Origin of the sequence: Pseudomonas sp. YuFO20 (assembly GCF_035064975.1) — a bacterium.
In the GTDB taxonomy this organism is placed as follows: domain Bacteria; phylum Pseudomonadota; class Gammaproteobacteria; order Pseudomonadales; family Pseudomonadaceae; genus Aquipseudomonas; species Aquipseudomonas putida_AE.
This window is the reverse complement of the sequence record NZ_JAXDEO010000071.1, coordinates 1-24,409: the sequence shown is the minus strand read 5'-3', so window position 1 is coordinate 24,409 and position 24,409 is coordinate 1. Positions and strand designations below refer to the sequence as shown.

The 24,409-nt window shown below is 60.1% G+C and carries 25 protein-coding genes and 3 pseudogenes; 4 read left to right on the top strand and 24 right to left on the bottom strand.

Features of this window, described 5'->3' with window-relative positions; translation table 11 throughout:
• Positions 1–152, top strand: a pseudogene (locus SOP85_RS27390) (EscU/YscU/HrcU family type III secretion system export apparatus switch protein); the annotation flags it as partial.
• A 60-nt stretch (positions 153–212) separates the two neighbouring features.
• Here SOP85_RS27390 and SOP85_RS27385 read toward each other — a convergent pair.
• The 15 genes from SOP85_RS27385 to flhA all read right to left on the bottom strand — a co-directional run bounded on the left by SOP85_RS27385 (position 213) and on the right by flhA (position 15,799).
• Positions 213–482, bottom strand: coding sequence for a hypothetical protein (locus tag SOP85_RS27385; protein WP_323628877.1), 270 nt, complete (start codon positions 480–482; stop codon positions 213–215).
• A 381-nt stretch (positions 483–863) separates the two neighbouring features.
• Complete coding sequence (locus SOP85_RS27380) at positions 864–1,259, bottom strand: DUF2802 domain-containing protein (protein ID WP_274074867.1); 396 nt, start codon at positions 1,257–1,259, stop codon at positions 864–866.
• Complete coding sequence (locus SOP85_RS27375; protein WP_007946765.1) at positions 1,260–1,745, bottom strand: chemotaxis protein CheW; 486 nt, start codon at positions 1,743–1,745, stop codon at positions 1,260–1,262.
• Between the two features lie 42 nt (positions 1,746–1,787).
• Positions 1,788–2,687 (bottom strand): chemotaxis protein CheW, encoded by a 900-nt coding sequence (locus SOP85_RS27370; protein ID WP_323628876.1) that lies wholly within the window; start codon positions 2,685–2,687, stop codon positions 1,788–1,790.
• Between the two features lie 655 nt (positions 2,688–3,342).
• Positions 3,343–4,131 carry a ParA family protein gene (locus SOP85_RS27360; RefSeq protein WP_274074865.1) on the bottom strand — a complete coding sequence of 263 codons (789 nt, stop codon included), beginning with the start codon at positions 4,129–4,131 and terminating at the stop codon, positions 3,343–3,345.
• 42 nt (positions 4,132–4,173) lie between these two features.
• The gene (motD, locus tag SOP85_RS27355; RefSeq protein WP_323628875.1) at positions 4,174–5,064 is read right to left on the bottom strand and encodes a flagellar motor protein MotD; all 891 of its coding nucleotides are present in this window, start codon (positions 5,062–5,064) and stop codon (positions 4,174–4,176) included.
• Positions 5,065–5,079: 15 nt separating this feature from the next.
• Positions 5,080–5,820, bottom strand: coding sequence for a flagellar motor protein (locus SOP85_RS27350; protein WP_248677034.1), 741 nt, complete (start codon positions 5,818–5,820; stop codon positions 5,080–5,082).
• The gene (locus SOP85_RS27345) at positions 5,820–6,950 is read right to left on the bottom strand and encodes a protein-glutamate methylesterase/protein-glutamine glutaminase (RefSeq protein ID WP_323628873.1); all 1,131 of its coding nucleotides are present in this window, start codon (positions 6,948–6,950) and stop codon (positions 5,820–5,822) included. The genes SOP85_RS27350 and SOP85_RS27345 overlap by 1 nt, the downstream gene beginning before the upstream one ends.
• A gap of 50 nt (positions 6,951–7,000) precedes the next feature.
• Positions 7,001–9,259: a chemotaxis protein CheA gene (locus SOP85_RS27340; protein ID WP_323628871.1), complete on the bottom strand. Its 2,259-nt coding sequence runs from the start codon at positions 9,257–9,259 to the stop codon at positions 7,001–7,003.
• 44 nt (positions 9,260–9,303) lie between these two features.
• Positions 9,304–10,092, bottom strand: a complete 789-nt coding sequence (locus tag SOP85_RS27335) for a protein phosphatase CheZ (protein WP_274074861.1) — start codon at positions 10,090–10,092, stop codon at positions 9,304–9,306.
• A gap of 19 nt (positions 10,093–10,111) precedes the next feature.
• On the bottom strand, positions 10,112–10,483 hold the full coding sequence (locus tag SOP85_RS27330; RefSeq protein ID WP_162488921.1) for a chemotaxis response regulator CheY: 372 nt from the start codon (positions 10,481–10,483) through the stop codon (positions 10,112–10,114).
• A 166-nt stretch (positions 10,484–10,649) separates the two neighbouring features.
• Entirely contained in the window at positions 10,650–11,390 is a 741-nt protein-coding gene (gene fliA, locus SOP85_RS27325; protein ID WP_008055347.1) for an RNA polymerase sigma factor FliA, read from the bottom strand.
• Complete coding sequence (gene fleN, locus SOP85_RS27320) at positions 11,387–12,217, bottom strand: flagellar synthesis regulator FleN (RefSeq protein ID WP_007975361.1); 831 nt, start codon at positions 12,215–12,217, stop codon at positions 11,387–11,389. The genes fliA and fleN overlap by 4 nt, the downstream gene beginning before the upstream one ends.
• Positions 12,218–12,332: 115 nt before the next feature.
• Positions 12,333–13,658, bottom strand: coding sequence for a flagellar biosynthesis protein FlhF (flhF, locus tag SOP85_RS27315; protein WP_323628869.1), 1,326 nt, complete (start codon positions 13,656–13,658; stop codon positions 12,333–12,335).
• An 11-nt stretch (positions 13,659–13,669) separates the two neighbouring features.
• Complete coding sequence (flhA, locus tag SOP85_RS27310) at positions 13,670–15,799, bottom strand: flagellar biosynthesis protein FlhA (protein ID WP_323628868.1); 2,130 nt, start codon at positions 15,797–15,799, stop codon at positions 13,670–13,672.
• A 314-nt stretch (positions 15,800–16,113) separates the two neighbouring features.
• Here flhA and SOP85_RS27305 point away from each other — a divergent pair, with 314 nt between their 5' ends.
• Positions 16,114–17,199, top strand: coding sequence for an RHS repeat-associated core domain-containing protein (locus tag SOP85_RS27305; protein WP_323628867.1), 1,086 nt, complete (start codon positions 16,114–16,116; stop codon positions 17,197–17,199).
• A gap of 11 nt (positions 17,200–17,210) precedes the next feature.
• Here SOP85_RS27305 and SOP85_RS27300 read toward each other — a convergent pair.
• Positions 17,211–17,339, bottom strand: a pseudogene (locus SOP85_RS27300) (EscU/YscU/HrcU family type III secretion system export apparatus switch protein); the annotation flags it as partial.
• A gap of 191 nt (positions 17,340–17,530) precedes the next feature.
• On the opposite strand from SOP85_RS27300, the gene SOP85_RS27295 reads away from it, so the two are divergent.
• Both SOP85_RS27295 and SOP85_RS31500 read left to right on the top strand, forming a co-directional pair.
• A complete protein-coding gene (locus SOP85_RS27295) occupies positions 17,531–18,556 on the top strand; it encodes an RHS repeat-associated core domain-containing protein (protein ID WP_323628866.1) in 1,026 nt (341 codons plus the stop codon).
• Between the two features lie 73 nt (positions 18,557–18,629).
• Positions 18,630–18,725, top strand: a pseudogene (locus SOP85_RS31500) (DUF6124 family protein); the annotation flags it as partial.
• 142 nt (positions 18,726–18,867) lie between these two features.
• Here SOP85_RS31500 and flhB read toward each other — a convergent pair.
• The 8 genes from flhB to fliL form a co-directional block, all read right to left on the bottom strand.
• Entirely contained in the window at positions 18,868–20,007 is a 1,140-nt protein-coding gene (gene flhB, locus SOP85_RS27285; RefSeq protein WP_274074857.1) for a flagellar biosynthesis protein FlhB, read from the bottom strand.
• A gap of 3 nt (positions 20,008–20,010) precedes the next feature.
• Entirely contained in the window at positions 20,011–20,796 is a 786-nt protein-coding gene (gene fliR / locus SOP85_RS27280; protein WP_323628865.1) for a flagellar biosynthetic protein FliR, read from the bottom strand.
• A 3-nt stretch (positions 20,797–20,799) separates the two neighbouring features.
• Positions 20,800–21,069, bottom strand: a complete 270-nt coding sequence (gene fliQ / locus SOP85_RS27275; RefSeq protein ID WP_046816911.1) for a flagellar biosynthesis protein FliQ — start codon at positions 21,067–21,069, stop codon at positions 20,800–20,802.
• Positions 21,066–21,824, bottom strand: a complete 759-nt coding sequence (gene fliP / locus SOP85_RS27270) for a flagellar type III secretion system pore protein FliP (protein ID WP_274074856.1) — start codon at positions 21,822–21,824, stop codon at positions 21,066–21,068. The genes fliQ and fliP overlap by 4 nt, the downstream gene beginning before the upstream one ends.
• Positions 21,824–22,276, bottom strand: a complete 453-nt coding sequence (gene fliO, locus SOP85_RS27265) for a flagellar biosynthetic protein FliO (RefSeq protein WP_274074855.1) — start codon at positions 22,274–22,276, stop codon at positions 21,824–21,826. Before fliO ends, fliP begins: the two co-directional genes overlap by 1 nt.
• Complete coding sequence (gene fliN, locus SOP85_RS27260) at positions 22,277–22,735, bottom strand: flagellar motor switch protein FliN (protein WP_274074854.1); 459 nt, start codon at positions 22,733–22,735, stop codon at positions 22,277–22,279.
• A 64-nt stretch (positions 22,736–22,799) separates the two neighbouring features.
• A complete protein-coding gene (gene fliM, locus SOP85_RS27255) occupies positions 22,800–23,768 on the bottom strand; it encodes a flagellar motor switch protein FliM (RefSeq protein WP_020796965.1) in 969 nt (322 codons plus the stop codon).
• A 9-nt stretch (positions 23,769–23,777) separates the two neighbouring features.
• Positions 23,778–24,278: a flagellar basal body-associated protein FliL gene (gene fliL, locus SOP85_RS27250; RefSeq protein WP_323609422.1), complete on the bottom strand. Its 501-nt coding sequence runs from the start codon at positions 24,276–24,278 to the stop codon at positions 23,778–23,780.
• Positions 24,279–24,409: the final 131 nt, after the last annotated feature.

Below are 24,409 nucleotides of genomic sequence, written 5' to 3'. Positions count from 1 at the left end.
AGTTGGGGGACAGTATTCCGCAGGAGCTTTATCTGACGATTGCCGAGATCATTGCGTTTGCGTGGAATTTGAAGGGGAAGTTTCCGGAGGGGCAGGATCTGGATGCAGTGAGAGTGGAACGCGATATATCTGAGCGGGGAGATGATTATTGAAATGCTGACTGCCCTCACTTGGAGAGGCAGCCGGCACAACGATTTATGGTAATACCTGAATCAGGCATCGTTCCCACGGTCTTCCAGTCGAATATCACCCGCGGTTACTTTACCGTCATTCCATCTGACTAGAACAAAAGAAATACGCACACCTACAAGGGGTAACAGTTGTTCCATGCCCTTGAAGTCATTTCCGCGAAGGTCGTATAGATTATTATTAAGTGCGGATCGAACTGTTCCTTTTGCCGCTGGTGTTATGACTGGCCAACCTGGATATTCCAATTCAAATGACGCAATGATTCCGGTATGACGATTTTGCTGCTGTTCCATGCGACAACTCCTTGAAATCGAAATTTCACACATTAGTGATCACGCCTGCCAAGCAGGATCGAATTCAAATTAGAGTTTTCGACACAACGACACAACTGTTAAAAGTACCAGGATTCACGTTTCAAGAGCGCTGTTTTAAGCCCGAACTAACAAGCTGACATAGCTATTGAAGTATTTTGGCCTTTCAAAAAATCATATATTACGGTGATCTTCAGATTGTCTTCGCTGGCAAGCCAGCTCCTACAGGGGGATGCGTTTACCTAAACTCTCGATAAAAACGAAAAGATCGCAGCCTTCGGCAGCTCCTACAGGTGAATGTAAGCCCCTGTAGGAGCTGCCGAAGGCTGCGATCTTTTGCTTGAGGCTTGCCGCTAGAAGCTGCTAGCTGCTCTTGTGCAACTTGCTCATCAACTCTGCCTCGGCCTTGGTCAGGCCGCAGGACTGGGTCAGTTCGTCGACGCTGGCGCCCATCCCGACCAGTTTCGCCGCCTGTTCAAACGACAGGCTCGCCGGATCGCGCTGTTCCAGGCGGGCCAGTCTGTCCGGCAAGGGCGCGACGAGCGCGCGAAGTTCATGCAGGTCTTCGCCCATGCTCACGTTGCCGTTCTGGTAATTATCGACGCGCCGGCCCAGGTCCTTGATGCGCTGGTCACGCTGCGCATCGCCCTGGGCCTGTTGTGCCGCGATCAGCTTCTGACCGCGCACGTAAGACAGAAACATTGCCAGCGTGCCTGCCCATAACAGGAACAGGACAATGACCGCTACCTCGAGGATCAATCAGATATTCTCCAGATCCGACCATTCTTCTTCGCTCATCATCTTGTCCAGTTCGACCAGGATCAGCAGTTCGTTGTTCTTGTTGCACACGCCTTGAATGAACTTGGCGGACTCTTCGTTACCGACGTTCGGTGCCGTCTCGATTTCCGACTGACGCAGGTAGACCACTTCGGCCACGCTGTCGACCATGATCCCGACCACCTGCTTGTCGGCTTCGATGATGACGATGCGGGTGTTGTCGCTGATTTCGGCGTTCATCAGGCCGAAGCGCTGGCGGGTGTCGATCACGGTGACCACGTTGCCGCGCAGGTTGATGATGCCCAGCACGTAGCTCGGGGCGCCCGGTACGGGGGCTATTTCGGTGTAGCGCAGGACTTCCTGGACGCGCATCACGTTGATGCCGTAGGTTTCATTGTCCAGCTTGAAGGTAACCCATTGCAGGATCGGATCTTCGGAACCCTTTGCCGCCGTTGCCTTGTCATTCATACCCTGATCCCCTCAAGAAACCGCCCTGGCGGTGTTGTTCTGTTATGTAGTTTTGTGGGTCGGCTTGCTGCCGCCCATGTGCCTGGCCCCACCGCTGGCGATCAACTCGGCCAGTTCGGATACATCGAGCAAGGCACACATGTGCTCTATCACCGTGCCCGCCAGCCATGGCCGTTGGCCACGGTGGCTGCGCCATTTGATTTCGTTCGGGTCCAGGCGCAACGAGCGACTGACCTGATGCACCGCCAGCCCCCACTCGTAGCCCTGGACGGAGATCACGTATTGCAAGCCCTGTTTGAAGTCCTCGCGGTAGCGATCGGGCATGACCCAACGGGCCGTATCCAGGACCTTGAGGTTGCCTGCCTGGCTCGGCAGGATGCCGAGGAACCAGTCCGGCTGGCCGAACAACGACGTCAGCTCATGGCCGGCCAGTGGATAGATCGAACCCAGGCACACCAGCGGCACCGCCAGGGTCAGCCCGGCGACATCGAACAACAGGCATTCGAAGGGTTCGGCCGCCCAGGCCGGACGACCGTCGGTTTCTGCCGGTGGCGGCGTGCTGGCGGGTGGCAGATGCACTTCGACGACCGGGGGCACCAGGGCTTGATGCACTTCGACGGGCGGCGGTACCAGGGCTTGCAGCAAGGGGGCGATGGTCGATACCGGCGTCAGGACTGGTGGCGGCGCTTCGATCACGGCCACAGCGGGCTTCGCCACAGCTACCACAGGCGCAACGTCCGGGACGGCGCCCTTCTGTGCATCCCGGGCCTGCTCTTCGAACACTGCGGCCTGGAATTCGTCGAGCGCAGACTCGGCTTCGATCACTTCGGACGGTGCGTCGGTGTCCGCCGAGAGTTCCTCGGTGATGTCTTGCAGCAGGCTGTCCAGATACGACTGCAGTGCCAGTTGCGGGCGCGATGTGATCTTTACCGGACGATTCACTGACACACCCCCAATGTAGGAGCGAGCTTGCTCGCGAAGAACCCGAGAGCGACGCGGGGTGCCAGGTTTCCAGCGTTATCGTTGACGACCATCGCGAGCAAGCTTGCTCCTACAGGAGCGAGAGCGACGCGGGGTGACCGGTTTCGAGCGTTATCGTTGACGACCGTCGCGAGCAAGCTTGCTCCTACAGGAGCAAGAGCGACGCGTGGTGACCGGTTTCGAGCGTTATCGTTGACGACCGTCGCGAGCAAGCTTGCTCCTACAGGAGCGAGAGCGACGCGTGGTGACCGGTTTCGAGCGTTATCGTTGACGACCGTCGCGAGCAAGCTTGCTCCTACAGGAGCAAGAGCGACGCGGGGGGACCGGTTTCCAGCGTTATCGTTGACGACCATCGCGAGCAAGCTTGCTCCTACAGGAGCGAGAGCGACGCGGGGGGACCGGTTTTCAGCGTTATCGTTGACGACCGTCGCGAGCAAGCTTGCTCCTACAGGAGCGAGTGCGCCGCGGGGTGACCGGTTTTCAGCGTTATCGTTGACGACCATCGCGAGCAAGCTTGCTCCTACAGGAGCGAGAGCGCTGCGGGGTGACCGGTTTCCAGCGTTATCGTTGACGACCGTCGCGAGCAAGCTTGCTCCTACAGGGATCGGGCTCATTCTTATGCCACCTGCGCAACGAGTTGCGCCGCCAGCAGGTGCTTGAGCAATGCGCGGTAGGCGACGACGCCACGGCTTTTGCCGTCGAATTGGGAAGGCGTCAGACCCGCCCGGCTGGCATCGCGCAGGCGCGTGTCGACTGGGATGTAGCCTTGCCAGATCTCTTGCGGAAACTTGTCGCGCACCACCCGCAGTGTACTGAGGGACGCCTGGGTGCGGCGGTCGAACAGGGTGGGCACGATGGTGAACGGCAAGGCCTGCTTGCGCGAACGATTGATCATCGCCAGGGTGTTGACCATGCGCTCCAGGCCTTTGACCGCCAGGTGTTCGGTCTGCACCGGAATCACCAGTTGCTGGCTCGCTGCCAACGCATTGACCATCAGCACCCCGAGCAACGGCGGGCTGTCGATCACGGCGTAATCGAAGTCCTGCCACAACTGCGCCAGGCTCTTGGCGATCACCAGGCCCAGGCCACTCTGGCCGGGCGACTGGCGTTCGAGGGTGGCCAACGCGGTGCTCGAGGGCAACAGGGAAATCGATTCGTGACTGGTGGGCAGCAACAACTGGCCCGGCAGGCCCTGGGGCACGCTGCCTTTATGCAGGAACAGGTCGTAGTTGCTGTGTTCCAGGCTGTCGGGGTCGTAACCGAAATAGCTGGTCATGGAGCCATGGGGGTCGAGATCGACCACGACCACGCGCTTGCCCGCCTCGGCCAGCAACCCGGCTAAAGCGATGGAGGAAGTGGTTTTACCGACACCACCCTTTTGATTGGCGACTGCCCAGACTCTCATTCGATTGTTCCTCCCGGCCCAACGGCTCGGCCGAGAATTAGCTCAACGTGTTAATGCGGGTGACGGAGAATTGACGGCGTTCTCCCCTACCGGCGACTTGACCTTGGTCGGTGCAGTTTGTGTGCCAGCACGCTTCAAGGCTGCATTCGGTTGTGCATTGGCCGCGCCGGTCGCGGTGAGGCTGCGGCGCACGTCCAGGTTGCGCGACACCACCAGCACCACGCGACGGTTGCGCGCCCGGCCCTCGGCCGTGGCGTTGTTGGCCACCGGCTGAAACTCGCCATACCCCACCGACGCCAGGCGACCGGGATTGACCCCCTGCATCGCCAGCATCCGAACGATGCTGGCCGAGCGCGCCGAAGACAGCTCCCAGTTGGTGGGATATTGCGAGGTGCGGATCGGTTGGTCGTCGGTGAAACCCTCGACGTGGATCGGGTTGTCGAACGGTTTCAGGATCGCCGCGACCTTGTCGATGATGTTGAAGGCAATGTCGCTGGGCATGGCATCGCCGCTGCCGAACAACAGGCTGGAATTGAGTTCGATTTCCACCCACAACTCGTTGCCGCGCACGGTCATCTGCTTGGAACTGATCAGGTCGCCGAAGGCCGCGCTGATGTCGTCGGCGATGCTTTTGAGCGGATCGCTGGCACCCGAGACACCGGCATCGACCTGGTCACTGTCCTTGACCAACGGCTTGGCCGGGGTCACGGTTTTTGGCCGCTCGTCGCCAATGGGGATCGGCTTGAGTGCGCGATCGGTGTCGGTGAAGACGCCGATCAATGCCTCGGAAATGACTTTGTACTTGCCTTCGTTGATCGAGGAGATCGAGTACATCACCACGAAGAAGGCGAACAGCAAGGTGATGAAGTCAGCGTAGGACACGAGCCAACGCTCATGGTTTACATGTTCATCATGTTGACGACGACGAGCCATAGTCCATTACCCCCATCAATCCATGAAGCCCTGGAGCTTCAACTCGATCGAGCGTGGGTTTTCACCTTCGGCGATCGACAGGATCCCTTCCAGCAACATTTCGCGATAACGCGACTGGCGCAACGCGATGGACTTGAGCTTGGCGGCAATCGGCAGCAACACCAGGTTGGCACTGGCCACACCATAGATGGTGGCGACGAAGGCCACGGCGATGCCATTGCCCAACTGGGACGGATCCCCCAGGTTGCCCATCACATGAATCAGGCCCATCACCGCACCGATGATGCCGATGGTCGGCGCATAACCGCCCATGCTTTCGAAGACCTTGGCGGCTTCGATGTCGCGGCTTTCCTGGGTGTAGAAATCCACCTCGAGAATGCTGCGGATCGCTTCCGGCTCGGCACCGTCGACCAGTAATTGCAGACCTTTGCGCGAGTAGCTGTCGGGTTCGGCGTCGGCCACCCCTTCCAGCCCGAGCAGGCCTTCCTTGCGGGCGGTCAGGCTCCAGTTGACGACGCGATCGATGCCGCCGGCCAGGTCGACCCGCGGCGGAAACAGGATCCACGCGAGGATCTGCATGGCCCGCTTGAAGGCGCTCATGGGCGACTGCAGCAACGCCGCGCCAATGGTCCCGCCCAGCACGATCAACGCGGCCGGACCGTTGGCCAGCGCGCCGATATGGCCGCCTTCAAGGTAGTTGCCACCAATGATGGCGACGAACGCCATGATGATGCCGATGAGACTCAGAACGTCCATCAGACACAGGCCTCGACGATATGCCGGCCGATGTCATCCAGTGCATACACCGCGTCGGCCAGTTCGGCCTTGACGATGGCCATGGGCATGCCGTAGATCACGCAGCTGGCTTCATCCTGGGCCCAGATCGAACTGCCGCTCTGCTTGAGCAGGCGCGCGCCTTCGCGGCCGTCGGCGCCCATGCCGGTCAGTACCACCGCCAGAACTTTGTCGCCGTAGGACTTGGCCGCCGAACCGAAGGTGATGTCCACGCACGGCTTGTAGTTCAAGCGCTCGTCGCCCGGGAGGATTTTCACCGCGCCCCGGCCGTCGACCATCATCTGCTTGCCACCGGGCGCCAACAACGCCAGGCCCGGACGCAGGATGTCGCCGTCCTCGGCTTCCTTGACGTGGATCCGGCAGAGCTTGTCCAGGCGTTCGGCGAACGCCTTGGTGAAGGCCGCCGGCATGTGCTGGACCAAGACGATGGGGGCCGGAAAGTTGGCTGGCAACTGGGTCAATACCCGCTGCAGGGCAACCGGGCCGCCGGTGGACGTACCGATGGCGACCAGTTTGTAGGCTTTGCGTTTTGGCGCTGGCGATGATGGGGGGTGCGCAGGTGCACGAGCCGGGATCGGAGCAGGTGCCTGACGCACAGGCGCGCTGCTGCCAAAACCAATGGTGCTCGCAGGCGTTGGCGCCTGCGCCGGCGCGGCCACCGGTGCCGGCGCACTGTAACTGCTGACACGACGATTGCTGCGCGAGATGCTGAGAATCTTCTCGCACAGCAGTTGCTTGACCTTCTCGGGGTTGCGCGAGATGTCTTCGAAGTTCTTCGGCAGGAAGTCCACCGCGCCGGCATCCAGCGCGTCCAGGGTGACCCGGGCGCCTTCATGGGTCAGCGAGGAAAACATCAGCACCGGGGTCGGGCAGCGCTGCATGATGTGCCGTACCGCGGTGATGCCATCCATCATCGGCATCTCGTAGTCCATGGTGATCACGTCCGGCTTGAGGGCCAGCGCCTGATCGATCGCCTCTTTGCCGTTGGTCGCCGTGCCGACGACCTGGATATTCACATCCGCTGAAAGAATTTCCGAGACGCGGCGGCGGAAAAACCCCGAATCGTCCACCACCAGGACCTTGACTGCCATAAACACTCCATTAGACGCAGCGGGGCATCAGTCGCACCGCCGCGCCAGAATCAAATACGCCGTGTGGCGTAACGCTTGAGCATGCTCGGAACATCGAGAATCAGCGCGATGCGGCCGTCACCGGTAATGGTGGCGCCCGACATCCCCGGGGTTCCCTGGAGCATTTTGCCCAATGGCTTGATGACCACTTCTTCCTGGCCCACCAGTTGGTCGACGACAAAGCCGATCCGCTGGGTGCCCACCGAAAGGATCACCACGTGGCCTTCGCGCTGCTCTTCGTGAGCGGCGGAGCTGACCAGCCAGCGCTTGAGGTAGAACAACGGCAGTGCCTTGTCGCGCACGATCACCACTTCCTGGCCGTCCACGACGTTGGTGCGCGACAGGTCGAGGTGGAAGATCTCGTTGACGTTCACCAGCGGGAAGGCGAACGCCTGGTTGCCGAGCATGACCATCAGGGTCGGCATGATCGCCAGGGTCAGCGGCACCTTGATGACGATCTTCGAGCCCTGGCCCTTGGCCGAGTAGATGTTGATCGAGCCGTTGAGCTGGGAGATCTTGGTTTTCACCACGTCCATGCCCACCCCGCGACCCGACACGTCGGAGATCTCGGTCTTGGTCGAGAAGCCCGGGGCGAAAATCAGGTTGTAGCACTCGGTATCGCTCAGGCGGTCGGCCGCGTCCTTGTCCATCACACCGCGTTTAACGGCGATGGCACGCAGGACGTTCGGGTCCATGCCCTTGCCGTCGTCGGAGATCGACAACAGGATGTGATCGCCTTCCTGCTCGGCCGCCAGGATCACCTTGCCGCCACGGGCCTTGCCCGAGGCTTCGCGTTCTTCCGGCGATTCGATGCCGTGATCGACCGCGTTGCGCACCAGGTGGACCAGCGGGTCGGCCAGGGCTTCGACCAGGTTCTTGTCGAGGTCGGTGTCTTCGCCGACCAGCTCCAGGTTGATCTCTTTCTTGAGCTGGCGTGCCAGGTCGCGAACCAGGCGCGGGAAGCGCCCGAAGACTTTCTTGATCGGTTGCATCCGCGTCTTCATGACCGCGGTCTGCAGGTCGGCCGTGACCACGTCGAGGTTCGACACGGCCTTGGACATGGCTTCGTCGGCGCTGTTGGCACCCAGGCGCACCAGGCGGTTACGCACCAGCACCAGCTCGCCGACCATGTTCATGATCTCGTCCAGCCGCGCGGTATCGACCCGTACGGTGGTCTCGGCTTCGCTGGCCGGTTTTTCCGCGGGCGGCGCGGCGGGGGCGCGGGCCGCAGCCGGTGCAGCGACGGCAACGGGTGCCGGCGCTTCGGCTTTCGCTTCGGGCGCCTTGGCCACTGGCTTGGGTGCAACCACCTTGGCGGCCGGCGTCGCTACCGAGGCGCTCGAGCTGTTCGCCGCTGTCGCGGTGCCCACTTCGCTGAACTTGCCTTTGCCGTGCAGTTCGTCGAGCAGGGCTTCGAATTCATGATCGCTGATCAGGTCGCTGCCGGCCGCCGCTGCGGTGGGCGCTGCCGGTGCAGGCACCGATGCGATGGCCGACTCCAGGGCCTCTACCGCAAAGTTGCCCTTGCCGTGCAGTTGGTCGAGCAAGGCTTCGAATTCTTCGTCGGTGATGTCCGAGCTATCGCCAGCGGGTTTCGGCTCTGGCGGCACGACGGGCGCCGGGGCCACTGCATCGACGGCGAACTTGCCCTTGCCGTGCAGCTGATCGAGCAACGACTCGAACTCGGCGTCGGTGATTTCGTCGCTGGCAGGCACTTCGCTGGCCGGTGCTGGCGCAACCGCTGGCGCCTCGGCCTGGGCCTTGACGGCGTTCAACGAGTCCAGCAATTGCTCGAATTCGTTATCGGTAATATCGCCGGAATCGGCTTCAGGTGCTTCGACCACTGCCGCTGCAGGTACAGCAGCCACCTCGTCAGCCGATTGCGGCTCGGCCAGGCGCGCCAGGGCCGCCAGCAGTTCAGGTGTTGCAGCCGTGACCGGACACCGCTCGCGCACTTCGCCGAACATGCTGTTCACGGCGTCCAGCGCTTCGAGGACCACGTCCATCAATTCCGAGTCGACGCGACGTTCGCCCTTGCGCAGGATGTCGAACACGTTCTCGGCGATGTGGCAGCACTCCACCAGCTCGTTGAGCTGGAGGAAGCCGGCGCCCCCTTTTACAGTGTGAAAACCGCGAAAAATTGCATTGAGCAAGTCCGCATCATCCGGACGGCTTTCCAGCTCGACCAGTTGCTCGGACAGTTGCTCTAGAATCTCGCCGGCCTCAACCAGGAAATCCTGAAGGATCTCTTCATCGGCGCCGAAGCTCATTAAGGGGGTGCTCCTAAGGTCTAAAAACCTAAAAACCTAAAAAACTAAAATCCAAGGCTGGATAACAAATCGTCCACATCGTCCTGACCGGACATAACGTCTTCTCTTTTATCGGCATGAATCTGCGGACCTTCACCCTTCGAGAGATGTTTTTGTGGATCTTTTTCTGCAAGCATTGCCGCACGGTCATGTTCGATGCCCGCAAAGCGGTCCACCTGACTGGCCATCAGCACCAGCTTGAGCAGGTTGCTTTCCACTTCGGTGACCAGCTGGGTCACGCGCTTGATCACCTGGCCGGTAAGGTCCTGGTAATCCTGGGCGAGCAGAATGTCGTTGAGGTTGCTCGACACCGCGCGGTTGTCCGTGCTGCTGCGCGTCAGGAAGCCGTCGACGCGCCGGGCCAGTTCACGAAACTCTTCAGCGCCGACTTCGCGCCGCATGAACCGTCCCCAGTCGGTGCTCAGGCCCTGGGCTTCTTCAGCCAGGCTGTTGACCAGCGGCGTGGCGTTTTCCACCAGGTCCATGGTGCGGTTGGCGGCGGCTTCGGTCAGCTTGACCACATACCCCAGGCGCTCGGTGGCGTCGGTGATCTGTGAGACTTCCTCGGCTTGCGGCATGTGCGGGTCAATCTGGAAATTGACGATCGCGCTGTGCAGCTCGCGGGTGAGCTTGCCCACTTCCTGATACAGGCCACGGTCACGGGTCTGGTTGAGCTCATGGATCAATTGCACAGCATCGCCGAACCTGCCCTTTTCAAGGCTCTCGACCAATTCGACGGCGTGTTTTTTCAGGGTCGATTCAAAATCGCCCTGGGATGATTCGTTATGCCCCATAGCTCCCCCGTGGCGCAGTTCAACCGATGCGTTCGAAAATCTTCTCGATTTTTTCTTTCAACGCCTGGGCCGTGAAGGGTTTGACCACATAGCCGTTTACACCGGCCTGGGCTGCTTCGATGATCTGCTCGCGCTTGGCTTCGGCGGTCACCATCAGCACTGGCAGGTGCTTGAGCCTTTCATCGGCGCGCACGTGGCGCAGCAGATCGATACCGGTCATGCCAGGCATGTTCCAGTCCGTCACCAGAAAGTCGATGCTCCCGCTGTTGAGTACCGGAATGGCGCTAGTGCCATCGTCGGCCTCGACCGTGTTGGTGAACCCAAGGTCACGCAACAGGTTTTTTATGATCCGCCGCATCGTTGAGAAGTCATCAACGATGAGGATTTTCATGTTCTTGTCCAATTCGACCTCCAAGCAGACTAAAACGCGCCCAGCACCTGGACGCGCCATTTCAATCAAACTGGCGAAACACTCGATGACTGTCTGGAGTACAACGGATCGAGACCGGCGCGGTTCATCACCCCACCAGCCAAGTCGCAGTGCCCCCACACTGCCTTCAGCGCGCTCGCCACTCTCCCAGACGCCCCCGCAAGCGGGCCGCGCACTGGCTGTGTAACTGGCTGACCCGGGATTCGCTGACCCCCAGGACCTCGCCGATTTCCTTGAGATTCAACTCTTCGTCGTAGTACAGCGCCAACACCAGGCGCTCGCGCTCCGGCAAATTGGCGATCGCATCGGCCAGCGCCGCCTGGAAGCGTTCATCTTCCAGATCGCGAGACGGTTCCAGATGCGCACTCGCGCCGTCCTCGTGCAGCCCTTCGTGTTCGCCGTCCTGCAACAGGTCGTCGAAACTGAACAGGCGACTGCCCAGGGTGTCGTTCAAAATCCCGTAATAATCGTCAAGGCTCAATTGGAGTTCGGCCGCAACCTCGTGATCTTTAGCGTCACGCCCGGTTTTAGCTTCAATTGTGCGGATCGCGTCGCTGACCATCCGCGTATTGCGATGCACCGAACGCGGCGCCCAATCGCCCTTGCGCACTTCATCGAGCATGGCGCCGCGGATACGGATGCCCGCGTAGGTCTCGAAACTCGCGCCTTTGCTGGCGTCGTATTTGGTCGATACTTCCAACAGGCCAATCATCCCGGCCTGGATCAGGTCTTCCACCTGGACACTGGCCGGCAGACGCGCCAGCAAGTGATAGGCAATGCGTTTAACCAGCGGCGCGTAACGCTCGATCAGCTCGTACTGCGCGTTACGCGCCGATGCCTTGTAGAGGTTGTAACCGCTTGCGGTCATAGCACGGGTCCTGCCGTTTGTTGCACGAGGCGCTCGACGAAAAATTCCAGGTGCCCACGCGGGTTGGCGGGCAGCGGCCAGGTGTCGACCTTCTGCGCGATCGCCTTGAACGCCAGCGAGCACTTGGAGCGCGGGAAGGCTTCGTAGACGGCGCGCTGCTTCTGCACAGCCTTGCGCACGCTTTCGTCGTAAGGCACGGCGCCGACATATTGCAGGGCGACGTCGAGGAAGCGATCGGTGACCTTGGTCAACTTGGCGAACAGGTTGCGCCCTTCCTGCGGGCTCTGCGCCATGTTCGCCAGCACGCGGAAGCGGTTCATGCCGTAATCGCGGTTCAGCAACTTGATCAAGGCGTAAGCGTCAGTGATCGAGGTCGGCTCGTCGCAGACCACCAGCAACACCTCCTGGGCCGCGCGCACGAAACTGACCACCGACTCGCCAATGCCCGCGGCGGTGTCGATCACCAGCACGTCGAGGTTGTCGCCAATGTCGCTGAAGGCCTGGATCAGGCCGGCGTGCTGGGCCGGGCTCAAATGAACCATGCTCTGGGTGCCGGACGCGGCCGGCACGATGCGTATGCCGCCGGGGCCCTGCAACAGCACGTCGCGCAGCTCACAGCGGCCTTCGATCACGTCGGCCAGGGTACGTTTGGGTGTCAGCCCCAACAGAACGTCGACGTTCGCCAGGCCCAGGTCAGCGTCCAGCAGCATGACGCGCCGGCCGAGCTCAGCCAAAGCCAGGGACAAGTTCACTGACACGTTAGTTTTGCCGACGCCACCTTTGCCGCCGGTCACCGCGATCACCTGTACAGGATGCATGCTGCCCATGTTATTTCTTTACCTTGTTCTGCATAGACGGGGCCACATAACTGGCTGCGCGTTCACAACCGGAACAATGCATGGCAGGCCATCGATGTAGGTACAAAAACTATTCATTGTTACCTCAGCCAACCTGCTTGGTCGGGCTGTGATAGATATCAGCGAACATGTCAGCCATGGCTTCTTCGCTGGGTTCTTCCTGCATTTGCACGCTGACGGCCCGACTGACCAGTTGATGACGGCGCGGCAGATGCAAATCATCTGGAATCCGCGGACCGTCGGTCAGGTAGGCCACCGGCAATTCATGGCTGATGGCCAGGCTCAACACCTCGCCCAGACTTGCCGTTTCATCCAGTTTAGTCAGGATGCAGCCAGCGAGCCCACAACGCTTGTAACTGTGATAAGCGGCGGTTAGAACCTGTTTCTGGCTGGTGGTTGCCAGGACCAGATAATTTTTTGAGCGGATGCCGCGACTGGCCAGGCTTTCGAGCTGCATGCGCAGGGCCGGGTCGCTGGCTTGCAGGCCGGCGGTATCGATCAGCACCACGCGCTTGCGCAGCAACGGGTCCAGCGCCTGGACCAGCGACTGGCCCGGATCGACGTGGGTCACCGGCACATTGAGGATCCGCCCGAGGGTCTTGAGCTGTTCCTGGGCACCGATGCGGAAGCTGTCCATACTCACCAGGGCAATGTTCTGCGCGCCGTACTTGAGCACGTAACGCGCAGCCAGCTTGGCCAGGGTGGTGGTCTTGCCCATGCCGGCCGGGCCGACCATGGCAATCACGCCGCCCTCTTCCAGCGGTTCCACTTCCGGGGTGGCGATCATCCGCGCCAGGTGCGCCAGCAACATGCGCCAGGCCTGACGGGGTTCTTCAATTTCGCTGACCAGTGCCAGCAGGTCCCGCGACAACGGACCGGACAGGCCGATGCGCTGCAGGCGACGCCACAGGTTCGCCTGGGCCGGGCGGCTGCCCTGCAGCTGGTTCCAGGCGAGGGAACCGAGCTGCACTTCCATCAGTTCACGCAGGCTGTTGAGTTCCGATCGCATCGAATCGAAGGCCCGCGTATCGAGACCGGCCGCCGGCGCAGGGGCCGGGGTAGGTCGCGGTGGCTCGGCCAGGGTCGGTTCGATCAGCGGTTCGGCAGCGGTCAGCGGCAGGCCGGCAAACAACTGGCGATTGGTGCCCTTGTCGCTCTCGCCCTCGCCCCGCAGGCTCAATTCGGCCTGGGCAGTGACGATCCGGGACTGGGTCTTGCGCAGCTCGTCCTCGAGCTCCACGTTCGGCACACGCGGGGCCAGCGCCGACAGCTTGTAATCCAGGGCAGCCATCAGCTCGACACCACCGGCGATGCGCCGGTTGCCAATGATGGCGGCATCGGCGCCCAGCTCATCACGAACCAGCTTCATGGCCTGACGCATATCGGCGGCGAAAAAACGCTTAACTTGCATAAACCACTACCTCAGCCGTTGGGCCCTACTGTCGCAACGATGGTCACTTGCTTGTTGTCAGGGATTTCCTGATAAGCCAACACGTGCAAACCCGGGACTGCGAGCCGGCCAAATCGCGAGAGCATCGCGCGAACCGGACCGGCCACCAGCAGAATCACCGGTTGACCTTGCATCTCCTGCCGCTGCGCCGCATCGATCAACGAGCGTTGCAGCTTCTCAGCCATGCTTGGCTCCAGCAGGACGCCCTCTTCCGAGCCTTGCCCTGCCTTCTGCAGACTATTGAGCAATATCTGTTCCAACCTTGGCTCCAGCGTGATCACTGGTAGCTCGGAGTCAGTGCCTACAATGCTTTGCACGATGGCGCGGGATACGCCGACGCGCACCGCAGCCACCAGCGCGGCGGTATCTTGACTCTTGTTGGCGTTGTTTGCGATGGCTTCGGCAATGCTGCGAATGTCGCGTACCGGCACCTGTTCGGCCAACAGCGCTTGCAGGACCTTGAGCAATTGCGACAGCGACAGCACGCCCGGCACCAGCTCTTCGGCCAGTTTCGGCGAGTTTTTCGCCAGCAATTGCATGAGTTGCTGGACTTCTTCGTGGCCGATCAGCTCGCTGGAGTGCTTGTACAGGATCTGGTTCAAGTGCGTGGCCACCACGGTACTGGCATCGACCACGGTATAACCAAGCGATTGCGCCTGGGCGCGCTGGCTGATTTCGATCCACACCGCCTCCAGGCCGAAAGCCGGATCTTTGGCGGTTATGCCGTTAAGCGTGCCGTAGACCTGCCCCGGGTTGATCGCCAGCTCGCGATCCGGGTAAATCTCCGCCTCGGCGAGGATCACCCCCATCAGGGTCAGGCGGTAGGCGCTCGGCGCCAGGTCGAGGTTGTCGCGGATGTGCACCGTGGGCATGAGGAAACCCAGGTCCTGGGACAACTTCTTGCGCACACCCTTGATCCGCGCCAGCAATTGCCCGCCCTGGTTGCGGTCCACCAGCGGAATCAGGCGATAGCCCACTTCCAGGCCGATCATGTCGATCGGCGTCACGTCATCCCAGCCCAGCTCCTTGGTTTCCTGGGCGCGGGCCGGCGATGGCAGCAGTTCCTGCTGTCGCTTGACTTCTTGCAGGGCCTGCACCTTGGCGGTGTTCTGTTTTTTCCAGAACAGGTAGGCGCCACCGGCGGCCAGGGCGGCCATGGACAGGAAGGAGAAGTGCGGCATGCCCGGCACCAGCCCCATCACCAGCATCAGGCCGGCCGACACCGCCAGCGCCTTGGGCGATGCGAACATCTGCCGGTTGATCTGCTTGCCCATGTCTTCGGAGCCCGAAGCACGGGTCACCATGATCGCCGCCGCTGTGGACAACAACAGTGATGGCAATTGCGCCACCAAACCGTCACCGATGGTCAGCAGGGCGTATACCTTGCCGGCATCGGCGAAGGACATGTTGTGCTGGAAGATACCGACCGCCATGCCGCCGATCAGGTTGATGAACAGAATCAGCAGGCCGGCGATGGCGTCACCGCGCACGAACTTGCTGGCACCGTCCATGGAGCCGTAGAACTCGGCCTCCTGAGCCACTTCCGAACGCCGCGCCTTGGCCTGGTTCTGGTCGATCAGGCCGGCGTTGAGGTCGGCGTCGATCGCCATTTGCTTGCCGGGCATCGCGTCGAGGGTGAACCGCGCGCTCACCTCGGAAATCCGCCCGGCACCCTTGGTCACCACGACGAAGTTGATGATCATCAAAATTGCGAACACCACGATACCGACCACGTAGTTACCGCCGATCACCACCTCGCCAAAGGCCTGGATCACCTTGCCCGCGGCAGCATGGCCGTCCTGGCCGTGGAGCATCACCACCCGGGTGGAGGCCACGTTGAGCGCCAGCCGCAGCAACGTCGCCACCAGCAGAATGGTCGGGAACACCGCAAAATCCAGCGGCCGCAAGGCGTAGACGCAGACCAACAGCACGACGATCGACAGGGCAATGTTGAAGGTGAAAAACACGTCGAGCAGGAACGGCGGCATCGGCAACATCATCATCGCCAACATGACCAGCAGCAACAGCGGCACGCCCAGATTGCCTCGACTGAGGTCTGCCATGTTCGTGCGGGCACTGTTGATTAACTGAGAGCGATCCACCGGTATTCCCCGTTCCTTTGAAGCAAAACTTTTGACGCCAGAAGCGGGCGCGGGGTGGGCACTGCAAGAAGCTTTCCAACTTTTGCGCAGGTTTGAAATAGAGGTTTGCGCAAGCAAAAAGATCGCAGCCTTCGGCAGCTCCTACAGAGGCTCGGAGTACCCCTGTAGGAGCTGCCGAAGGCTGCGATCTTTTGATCTTCCGTCCGTGAATCGCACGACCTTACAACGGCGAACCTATCAGTTCTGCTAGTACCCGCCCGTTGCATAATCGCTGATACTCGGCGCAAGTCTTCGACCTTTCGAGGCGTCCATACATGGCAACCCCACGCGAAACCCTGCTCTGTCGATATAGCTACGATGCGCTTGACCGGTTGACGAGCAACGAACTGCCAAATGAGCCCGAGCACCAACGCTTTTATTGCAAAAGCCGACTGGCCACCGAGATTCAGGGTGCGAACCGGTATTCGGTATTCCAGCACGGCGACCAACTGCTGGCGCAACAGCAGAAGGACGGCGGTTCACTCGATACCACGCTCCTGACCACTGATCAGCAGCGCTCGGTTTTGCATACGCTCAACACCAATCAACCACAACGGGCCATCGCCTATACGCCCTATGGCCACCGCCCTGCAGCGAACGGTTTACTCAGCCTGCCTGGGTTCAATGGTGAATGGCTGGATGGGGTCACCGGGTGGTATTTTTTAGGGAATGGGTATCGGGCGTTTAATCCGGTTTTGATGCGATTTAATAGTCCGGATAGTTGGAGCCCATTTGGCAAGGGCGGATTTAATTCGTATGCGTATTGTCTGGGGGACCCTGTAAATCGATACGACCAAAATGGACATGTATCTATCCTCCGCCAACTTTCACGCGTAGTTATCTTGGGACGGCGCGCACAAGCAAAAATTGTAGCAAGAACCAATACCATATTACTAGGAAGCACTGATGCAAGACATGCGTTAAAACCAGGCATTACGCCAACACAAGCTGTAAATGCACGAGCAAAAATGAACAAACTAGAGACACTATCATCAACGAGTGCCGCACAGGACTTGAAATTCTTAAACGACTCTACACTTGAAACACAGCGGCAAGCCATGCAAAACTTGACAGATGCCCCAAAAGTAGGTGGCGCGAGATATAAACTTTTTAACTACATTAAAAGCACACCCAAGGAAAACGCCGAAAGACCTTTTTCCATGAAGAGACTGATGGACGCTGAAAAGAATGTATTTGCCCCAGGAGTGCCACTCGAAAAACGCCCATATAGTTCAGTTGCCGCCGACTACCTTGTGGAGATGATGTTAGAAACAAACCCCTATTCCGATGCACTTCAAACAAAAAGTGTCGAAATCAGAACATCTCACTTCACGTACATTCCGAGGAAAAAAGGGGGCTGATTTATTTACCCAGACTCCAGCAGCAGGATCTCGTTAGCAGCCGCGATCTCTCGGATTTTCAGGGCCAGGAAGTCGCTGCCCTTGGCGATCAGCATGGGCGCCCCGCTCTTGTCCGGGTCGTACTTGAGGGCCACTGTAAATAAATCCGTCTACTTTTCTACGGCCCCCTTTTCCTCCCTTTTCCTCCACTGCAAATCCGATGGTTGACTCTCGATGAAGGCCTCAATCGCACGACCTTACAACGGCGAACCTATCAGTTCTGCTAGTACCCGCCCCTCGCAAAACCGCTGATACTCGGCGTTAGCCCTTCGACCTTTCGAGGCGTCCATACATGGCAACCCCACGCGAAACCCTGCTCTGTCGATATAGCTACGATGCGCTTGACCGCCTGACGAGCAACGAACTGCCAAACGAGCCCGAGCACCAGCGCTTTTATTGCAAAAGCCGACTGGCCACCGAGATTCAGGGTGCGAACCGGTATTCGGTATTTCAGCACGGCGACCAACTGCTGGCGCAACAGCAGAAGGACGGCGGCTCACTCGATACCACGCTCCTGACCACTGATCAGCAGCGCTCGGTGTTGCAGACGCTCAAGACCAATCAACCCCAACGACCCATCGCCTATTCACCCTATGGCCACCGCCCTGCCGGGAACGGGTTATTTACCATCCTTGGATTCAACGGAGAGCGGCCGGATCGAGTGACCGGTTGGTATTTGTTAGGGAATGGGTATCGAGCGTTTAATCCGTTTTTGATGCGGTTTAATAGTCCGGACAGTTTGAGTCCGTTTGACAAGGGTGGATTGAATTCGTATGCGTATTGTGCAGGAGAGCCGATTAACGAGTCAGATCCTACAGGTCACTTTGCGATAGTGTTACGGGTCAGGTCATTGGCTTTACGCTGGTTAAAGGCAACCAGAAAAACCAACGCACTCATGCCCCCTCTCACTGCTAACTTACCAATACCACACTCAAAAACGAACGGACTTCTTTCGCTAACTGAAAACACTTCCACAAAAAAAATTATACCAGAAGCAAAAATCGACCCAATACAACATCCAACCAACGCACCATTTGTTGGCGATGCACAAATTGTTACCGAAGCAAGAACTTCAACCCCTCTCCACACACAAACCTCCAATAGACGAACGTCCAATTGGTCTTTTGACGATATACATAATCGTCAGAATTCTTTGGAGACAACAACACATCCAGCTAGACCGAATCGACTACAGACAGAAGAAGAGTTCTCAAGAATAACAAGAACACAACATGCAAATGTGATGGCCTCAGTAAGGCAAGCGCAAGAACGCGGAGAGATTTCTTTACCCGATTGGGTAAGAAGGGGACAAAGGTAAACGAAAGGGACAGATGTTTGGTGGAGAATTGAGACAGAGGTTTCGCGATCTTTTCGACTTTAAACATACGTCGCAACGCAATACGATGCTGAGGTTTCAGCAGATCATCATGCTGGCAGAACTGGCAGTGAGTCGTGCGCTGGATAATACCGATCCGCTGGGTCAGTGACGGATTCAGTCATGGCGCAAGACCTGTGGGAGCGGGCTTGCTCGCGAAGAGGGTGTGTCAGAGGCATTGATGGTGCCTGACACTCCGCCTTCGCGGGCAAGCCCGCTCCCACAGGGTTTTGTGTGTTGGCTGAATGGGGTTATCAGGAATCGCGACGCAAATCCGGCGGGATCGGCAGGTCATCTTTTAGCGGATCCGGGCGCTTGCCCTTGCCCGCGCGGTACTGGCGGATCTGGTAGACGTAGGCCAGTACCTGGGCGACGGCGAGGTACAGGCCGCCAGGTATTTCCTGTTCAAGCTCGGTGGAGTAATAGATCGACCGCGCCAGCGCCGGTGATTCCAGTAGCAGGATCTCGTTGGCCGCCGCGATCTCTCGGATTTTCAGGGCCAGGAAGTCGCTGCCCTTGGCGATCAGCATGGGCGCCCCGCTCTTGTCCGGGTCGTACTTGAGGGCCACGGCGTAGTGGGTCGGGTTGGTGATGACCACGTCGGCATCGGGCACCGCCGCCATCATCCGGCGCTGGGACATTTCGCGCTGCAGCTGGCGGATCCGTTGCTTGACCTCCGGCCGCCCTTCCTGGTCCTTGTGCTCGTCGCGGATTTCCTGCTTGGTCATCTTCAGCTTCTTGATGCTTTCCCAGATCTGGATCGGCACGTCGACGGCGGCGATGATGATCAGCCCGCAGGCCATCCACAGGGTGCTCCAGCCAACCACTTGCAGGCTGTGGGTGATGGCGCGGTCCAGGGGTTCGTGGGCGATGCGCAGCAGGTCGTCGATGTCCGCCGTCAACACCGCCAGGGCCACGAACAGGACGATGAAGAACTTGGCCAGGGCCTTGAGCAGTTCGGTCAGGGCCTTGGCCGAGAACATGCGCTTGAGCCCCGCACCGGGGTTCATGCGGCTGAACTTGGGCGCCATGGTGCCGGCGGAGAACAGCCAGCCACCAAGGGAAATCGGGCCGATGATCGCCGCCAGAAGCAAGGTGATCATCACCGGTTGAACCGCCAGCAAGGCGATCTGCCCCGAGTGCAGCAGGTAAGTGCCCATCGCCCGCTGGTCCAGCACCACCTCGCGGGACAGGGAAAAATTCAGCCGCATCAGGTCCATCATGTCCTGGGCCAGGGCACCCCCGAAGATCAGCAGCGCACCGGCGCCGGCGAGCATGATCGCCAGGGTATTGAGTTCCTTGGATCGGGCGATCTCACCCTTCTCCCGGGCGTCCTTTTTCTTTTTCTCCGTGGGGTCTTCTGTCTTGTCCTGACCGCTTTCGCTCTCAGCCATGCCTTAGCGCGCCTGTGCCAGTTCGCGTAAAAACTGCAGGGCCTCGGAAGCCAGCGGTTGATACTGGTTGAGAATGTCCGCCAGCCCGACCCAGAGGATGAACATGCCGAGCACCAGGGTCAGCGGGAAGCCGATGGAGAAAATGTTCAGTTGCGGCGCCGCCCGGGTCATCACGCCAAATGCGATGTTGACCACCAGCAGCGCGGTGATCGCCGGCAGCACCAGCAGCAGCGCCGCGCCGAGCACCCAGCCGAGCTTGCCGGCCAGCTCCCAGTAGTGGTTGACCATCAGGCCGCTGCCGACCGGCAAGGTGGTGAAGCTCTCGGTCAGCACCTCGAACACCACCAGGTGACCGTTCATGGAGAGGAACAGCAGCGTCACCAGCATGGTGAAGAACTGTCCGATCACTGCCACCGACACGCCGTTGGTGGGGTCGACCATCGAGGCGAAGCCCATGCCCATCTGGATCGCGACGATCTGCCCCGCCACCACGAAGGCCTGGAAGAACAGTTGCAGGGAGAACCCCAGGATCGCGCCGACGAGGATCTGCTCGGCAATCAGCAGCAGCCCGCTCAGTTCCAGCGCATTCACCGGCGGCATCGGCGGCAGGCCCGGGGCGATGACCACGGTGATGGCCAGGGCGAAGTACAGGCGGATGCGCTTGGGCACCAGGGCGGTGCCGAACACCGGCATGACCATCAGCAAGGCACCGACGCGAAACAGCGGCAACATGAAGGTCGCCACCCAGGTGCTGATCTGGGTATCGGTCAGCTGCAGCAGCGACGACATGGTCTAGCCGATGACCTGCGGAATGCTGCCGTACAACTGCAGGATGTATTCCATGAAGGTCTGCACCAGCCAGGGGCCGGCGACGATCAGCGTCACCAGCATCACCAGCAGGCGCGGCAGGAAACTCAAGGTCTGTTCGTTGATCTGGGTGGCGGCCTGGAACATCGCCACCAGCAGCCCCACGAGCAGGCTCGGAATCACCAGCACCGCGACCATCAGGGTGGTCAGCCACAATGCTTCGCGAAAGATGTCGACGGCGACTTCAGGCGTCATGGCGACACACCGCCGAAGCTGCTGGCCAGGGTGCCGATGATCAGGGCCCAGCCATCGACCAGCACGAACAGCATGATCTTGAACGGCAGGGAAATGATCAGCGGCGAAAGCATCATCATGCCCATCGCCATCAGCACACTGGCCACGACCAGGTCGATGATCAGGAACGGGATGAAGATCATGAAGCCGATCTGGAACGCGGTCTTGAGTTCCGAGGTGACGAACGCCGGCACCAGGATGGTCAGCGGCGCCTGATCCGGCGTGGCGATGTCGGTGCGCTTGGACAGGCGCATGAACAGCTCCAGGTCACTGGTGCGCGTCTGGGCCAGCATGAAGTCCTTGATCGGCACCTGGGCCTTGGCCACGGCATCCTGGGCGGTCATTTTTTCCGCGAGGTAGGGCTGCAAGGCGTCCTGGTTCACCCGGTCGAACACCGGCGCCATGATGAACAGGGTGAGGAACAGCGCCATGCCGGTGAGGATCTGGTTCGACGGCGTCTGCTGCAAGCCGAGGGCCTGGCGCAGGATCGAGAAGACAATGATGATGCGGGTGAAACTGGTCATCAGCATGACGAACGCCGGGATGAAACTCAGCGCGGTCATGATCAGCAGGATCTGCAGGCTGACCGAGTATTCCTGGGCGCCCTCGGCATTGGTGCCGAGCGTGATGGCCGGGATCGACAATGGATCGGCGGCGATCGCCAGCGGCGCGGCCAGCATCAGGGCCAGCGTCAGGATGATGCGCAGCGCAGCCATTACTTCTTATCCTTCTGATCCTTGCCCATCAGCTCCATCAGGCGCTGGGCGAACTCCGGGGTGGCTTTCTCGGTCGCGCTCGGCACCTGCACCGGCTCCTTGAGCACATGCAGCGCCGTGATGGTGCCCGGGCTCAGGCCGAGCAGGATCTGCTCGTTGCCGACCTGCACCAGCATCAGGCGATCACGGGGCCCCAGTGCGCGGGAGCCGATCAGCTCGATCACCTGCCCCTTGCCCGCCGGCCCGGCCTGTTGTACCCGGCGCAAGAGCCAGGCGAGGAAGAAAATCAGCCCCAGCACCAGCAACAAACCAAACACCAGTTGTGTCAACTGCCCGGCCACGCCGCTGCTGGCCACAGGCGCGGCGGCGGCATTGGCGACAGGCTCGGCGGCCAGCACACTGCAGGGCAAGACCAGCGCCAGCCCCAAGAACAATCCCAAAAGCCTTTTCACTCAGCGCAGCTTCTTGATGCGTTCGCTTGGGCTGATCACGTCGGTCAGGCGGATGCCGAACTTCTCGTTGACCACCACCACTTCGCCATGGGCGATGAGGGTGCCGTTGACCAGCACGTCCAGCGGCTCACCGGCCAGGCGATCGAGCTCGATGACCGAGCCCTGGTTGAGCTGCAACAGGTTACGGATGTTGATGTCAGTGCTGCCGACTTCCATGGAGATCGACACCGGGATGTCGAGGATCACGTCCAGGTTCGGGCCTTCCAGGCTCACCGGCTCGTTGCTCCTCGGCACGCTGCCGAATTCTTCCATAGGCAGGCGATTGGACGAGGAACGACCCGCATCGGCGGCCAGCAAGGCGTCGATATCGGCCTGGCCGGCGTCACCGGCTTCTTCCAGGGCCGCAGCCCACTCATCGGCCAGCGCCTGGTCGTCCTGGGTATTCATGTGGTCAGCCATCATTTGTCCTCGGCGAACAACTCTTCAGTCAGAAGAGTCAATTAATAGGGGGAGTGGCGCCGCCTCAACGACGCTCGATCGGCTCGATAACCTGCAGCGCAAGGTTGCCCTTGTGCGAGCCCATCTTGACCTTGAAGGCCGGCACGCCGTTGGCGCGCATGACCAGTTCTTCCTGCATGTCCACCGGGATCACATCCCCCGGCTGCATGTGCAGGATGTCGCGCAGCTTCAGCTGGCGACGGGCAACCGTGGCGTTGATCGGTACGTCGACGTCCATCACGTCCTGGCGCAAGGCGTTGACCCAACGCTCGTCCTGGTCGTCGAGATCGGACTGGAAGCCGGCATCGAGCATTTCGCGCACCGGCTCGATCATCGAGTAAGGCATGGTCACGTGCAGGTCGCCGCCACCGCCATCGAGTTCGATGTGGAAGGTCGACACCACGATGGCCTCGCTCGGGCCGACGATGTTGGCCATGGCCGGGTTCACTTCCGAGTTGATGTACTCGAAGTTCACTTCCATGATCGCCTGCCAGGCCTCTTTCAAGTCGACGAAGGCCTGCTCCAGGACCATGCGCACCACGCGCAGCTCGGTCGGGGTGAATTCACGCCCTTCGATCTTGGCGTGGCGGCCATCGCCGCCGAAGAAGTTGTCCACCAGCTTGAACACCAGCTTGGCATCGAGGATGAACAGCGCAGTGCCGCGCAATGGCTTGATCTTGACCAGGTTGAGACTGGTCGGCACGTACAGCGAGTGCACGTATTCGCCGAACTTCATCACCTGCACGCCACCGACCGCCACGTCTGCCGAGCGGCGCAGCATGTTGAACATGCTGATGCGCGTGTAGCGGGCAAAACGCTCGTTGATCATTTCCAGGGTCGGCATGCGTCCACGGACGATGCGATCCTGGCTGGTCAGGTCGTAGCTCTTGACGGTGCCGGGTTCGGCAGCGATATCGGTCTGTACCAGACCATCGTCGACGCCATGCAGCAGCGCGTCGATCTCATCCTGGGACAGCAGGTCCTGCACGGCCATGTCGTGTTCCTACTGCAGTACGAAATTAGTGAAAAGCAACTGTTCGATCACCACTTTGCCGAGCTCTTTCTGCGCCACTTCCTGGACGCTGGCCGTGGCCTTCTGGCGCAACATTTCCTGGCCGACCGGCGAGGCGAGGGTCGCGAAATCCTGACCGGAGAACAGCATCACCAGGTTGTTGCGGATCACGGGCATGTGCACCTTGAGCGCGTCCAGATCCGCCTGGTTGCGCGCGAGCATGGTGATGCTCACTTGCATGTAGCGTTGGCGACCGTTCTGGGTGTAGTTGGCGACGAACGCCGGGGCCATCGGCTCGAACACCGCTGGTTGCTTGCCTGAAGGGGCGGTTTCAGCTTCGACGGCAGGCTTGTTCTGGGCGCTGTGCATGAAGTACCAGGTCGCGCCAACGGACAAGCCGATGGCCAGCAGCAGCGCCACCACGATCAAGATGATCAGCTTGAGTTTGCCTTTGGTTGCGGGGTCTTTTACTGCTGCGTCGCTCTTCGCCATGCCAATAATCCGTCACTATTCGGGTTTTCACAGTCGCACGGCAAGGCAAGAGCAAGTGTTATGCCAGAAACAAAAAAGATCGCAGCCTGCGGCAGCTCCTACAGGGTGTACACATTCCCCTGTAGGAGCTG

Bases quoted from the DNA above. Each gene is read 5' to 3' on its own strand.
- SOP85_RS27385 (WP_323628877.1), bottom strand. From the start codon at position 482: ATGGAACAGCAGCAAAATCGTCATACCGGAATCATTGCGTCATTTGAA.
- SOP85_RS27375 (WP_007946765.1), bottom strand. From the start codon at position 1,745: ATGAATGACAAGGCAACGGCGGCAAAGGGTTCCGAAGATCCGATCCTG.
- SOP85_RS27360 (WP_274074865.1), bottom strand. From the start codon at position 4,131: ATGAGAGTCTGGGCAGTCGCCAATCAAAAGGGTGGTGTCGGTAAAACC.
- motD (WP_323628875.1), bottom strand. From the start codon at position 5,064: ATGGCTCGTCGTCGTCAACATGATGAACATGTAAACCATGAGCGTTGG.
- SOP85_RS27350 (WP_248677034.1), bottom strand. From the start codon at position 5,820: ATGGACGTTCTGAGTCTCATCGGCATCATCATGGCGTTCGTCGCCATC.
- SOP85_RS27345 (WP_323628873.1), bottom strand. From the start codon at position 6,950: ATGGCAGTCAAGGTCCTGGTGGTGGACGATTCGGGGTTTTTCCGCCGC.
- SOP85_RS27340 (WP_323628871.1), bottom strand. From the start codon at position 9,259: ATGAGCTTCGGCGCCGATGAAGAGATCCTTCAGGATTTCCTGGTTGAG.
- SOP85_RS27335 (WP_274074861.1), bottom strand. From the start codon at position 10,092: ATGGGGCATAACGAATCATCCCAGGGCGATTTTGAATCGACCCTGAAA.
- SOP85_RS27330 (WP_162488921.1), bottom strand. From the start codon at position 10,483: ATGAAAATCCTCATCGTTGATGACTTCTCAACGATGCGGCGGATCATA.
- fliA (WP_008055347.1), bottom strand. From the start codon at position 11,390: ATGACCGCAAGCGGTTACAACCTCTACAAGGCATCGGCGCGTAACGCG.
- fleN (WP_007975361.1), bottom strand. From the start codon at position 12,217: ATGGGCAGCATGCATCCTGTACAGGTGATCGCGGTGACCGGCGGCAAA.
- flhF (WP_323628869.1), bottom strand. From the start codon at position 13,658: ATGCAAGTTAAGCGTTTTTTCGCCGCCGATATGCGTCAGGCCATGAAG.
- SOP85_RS27305 (WP_323628867.1), top strand. From the start codon at position 16,114: ATGGCAACCCCACGCGAAACCCTGCTCTGTCGATATAGCTACGATGCG.
- SOP85_RS27295 (WP_323628866.1), top strand. From the start codon at position 17,531: ATGGCAACCCCACGCGAAACCCTGCTCTGTCGATATAGCTACGATGCG.
- flhB (WP_274074857.1), bottom strand. From the start codon at position 20,007: ATGGCTGAGAGCGAAAGCGGTCAGGACAAGACAGAAGACCCCACGGAG.
- fliR (WP_323628865.1), bottom strand. From the start codon at position 20,796: ATGTCGTCGCTGCTGCAGCTGACCGATACCCAGATCAGCACCTGGGTG.
- fliQ (WP_046816911.1), bottom strand. From the start codon at position 21,069: ATGACGCCTGAAGTCGCCGTCGACATCTTTCGCGAAGCATTGTGGCTG.
- fliP (WP_274074856.1), bottom strand. From the start codon at position 21,824: ATGGCTGCGCTGCGCATCATCCTGACGCTGGCCCTGATGCTGGCCGCG.
- fliN (WP_274074854.1), bottom strand. From the start codon at position 22,735: ATGGCTGACCACATGAATACCCAGGACGACCAGGCGCTGGCCGATGAG.
- fliM (WP_020796965.1), bottom strand. From the start codon at position 23,768: ATGGCCGTGCAGGACCTGCTGTCCCAGGATGAGATCGACGCGCTGCTG.
- fliL (WP_323609422.1), bottom strand. From the start codon at position 24,278: ATGGCGAAGAGCGACGCAGCAGTAAAAGACCCCGCAACCAAAGGCAAA.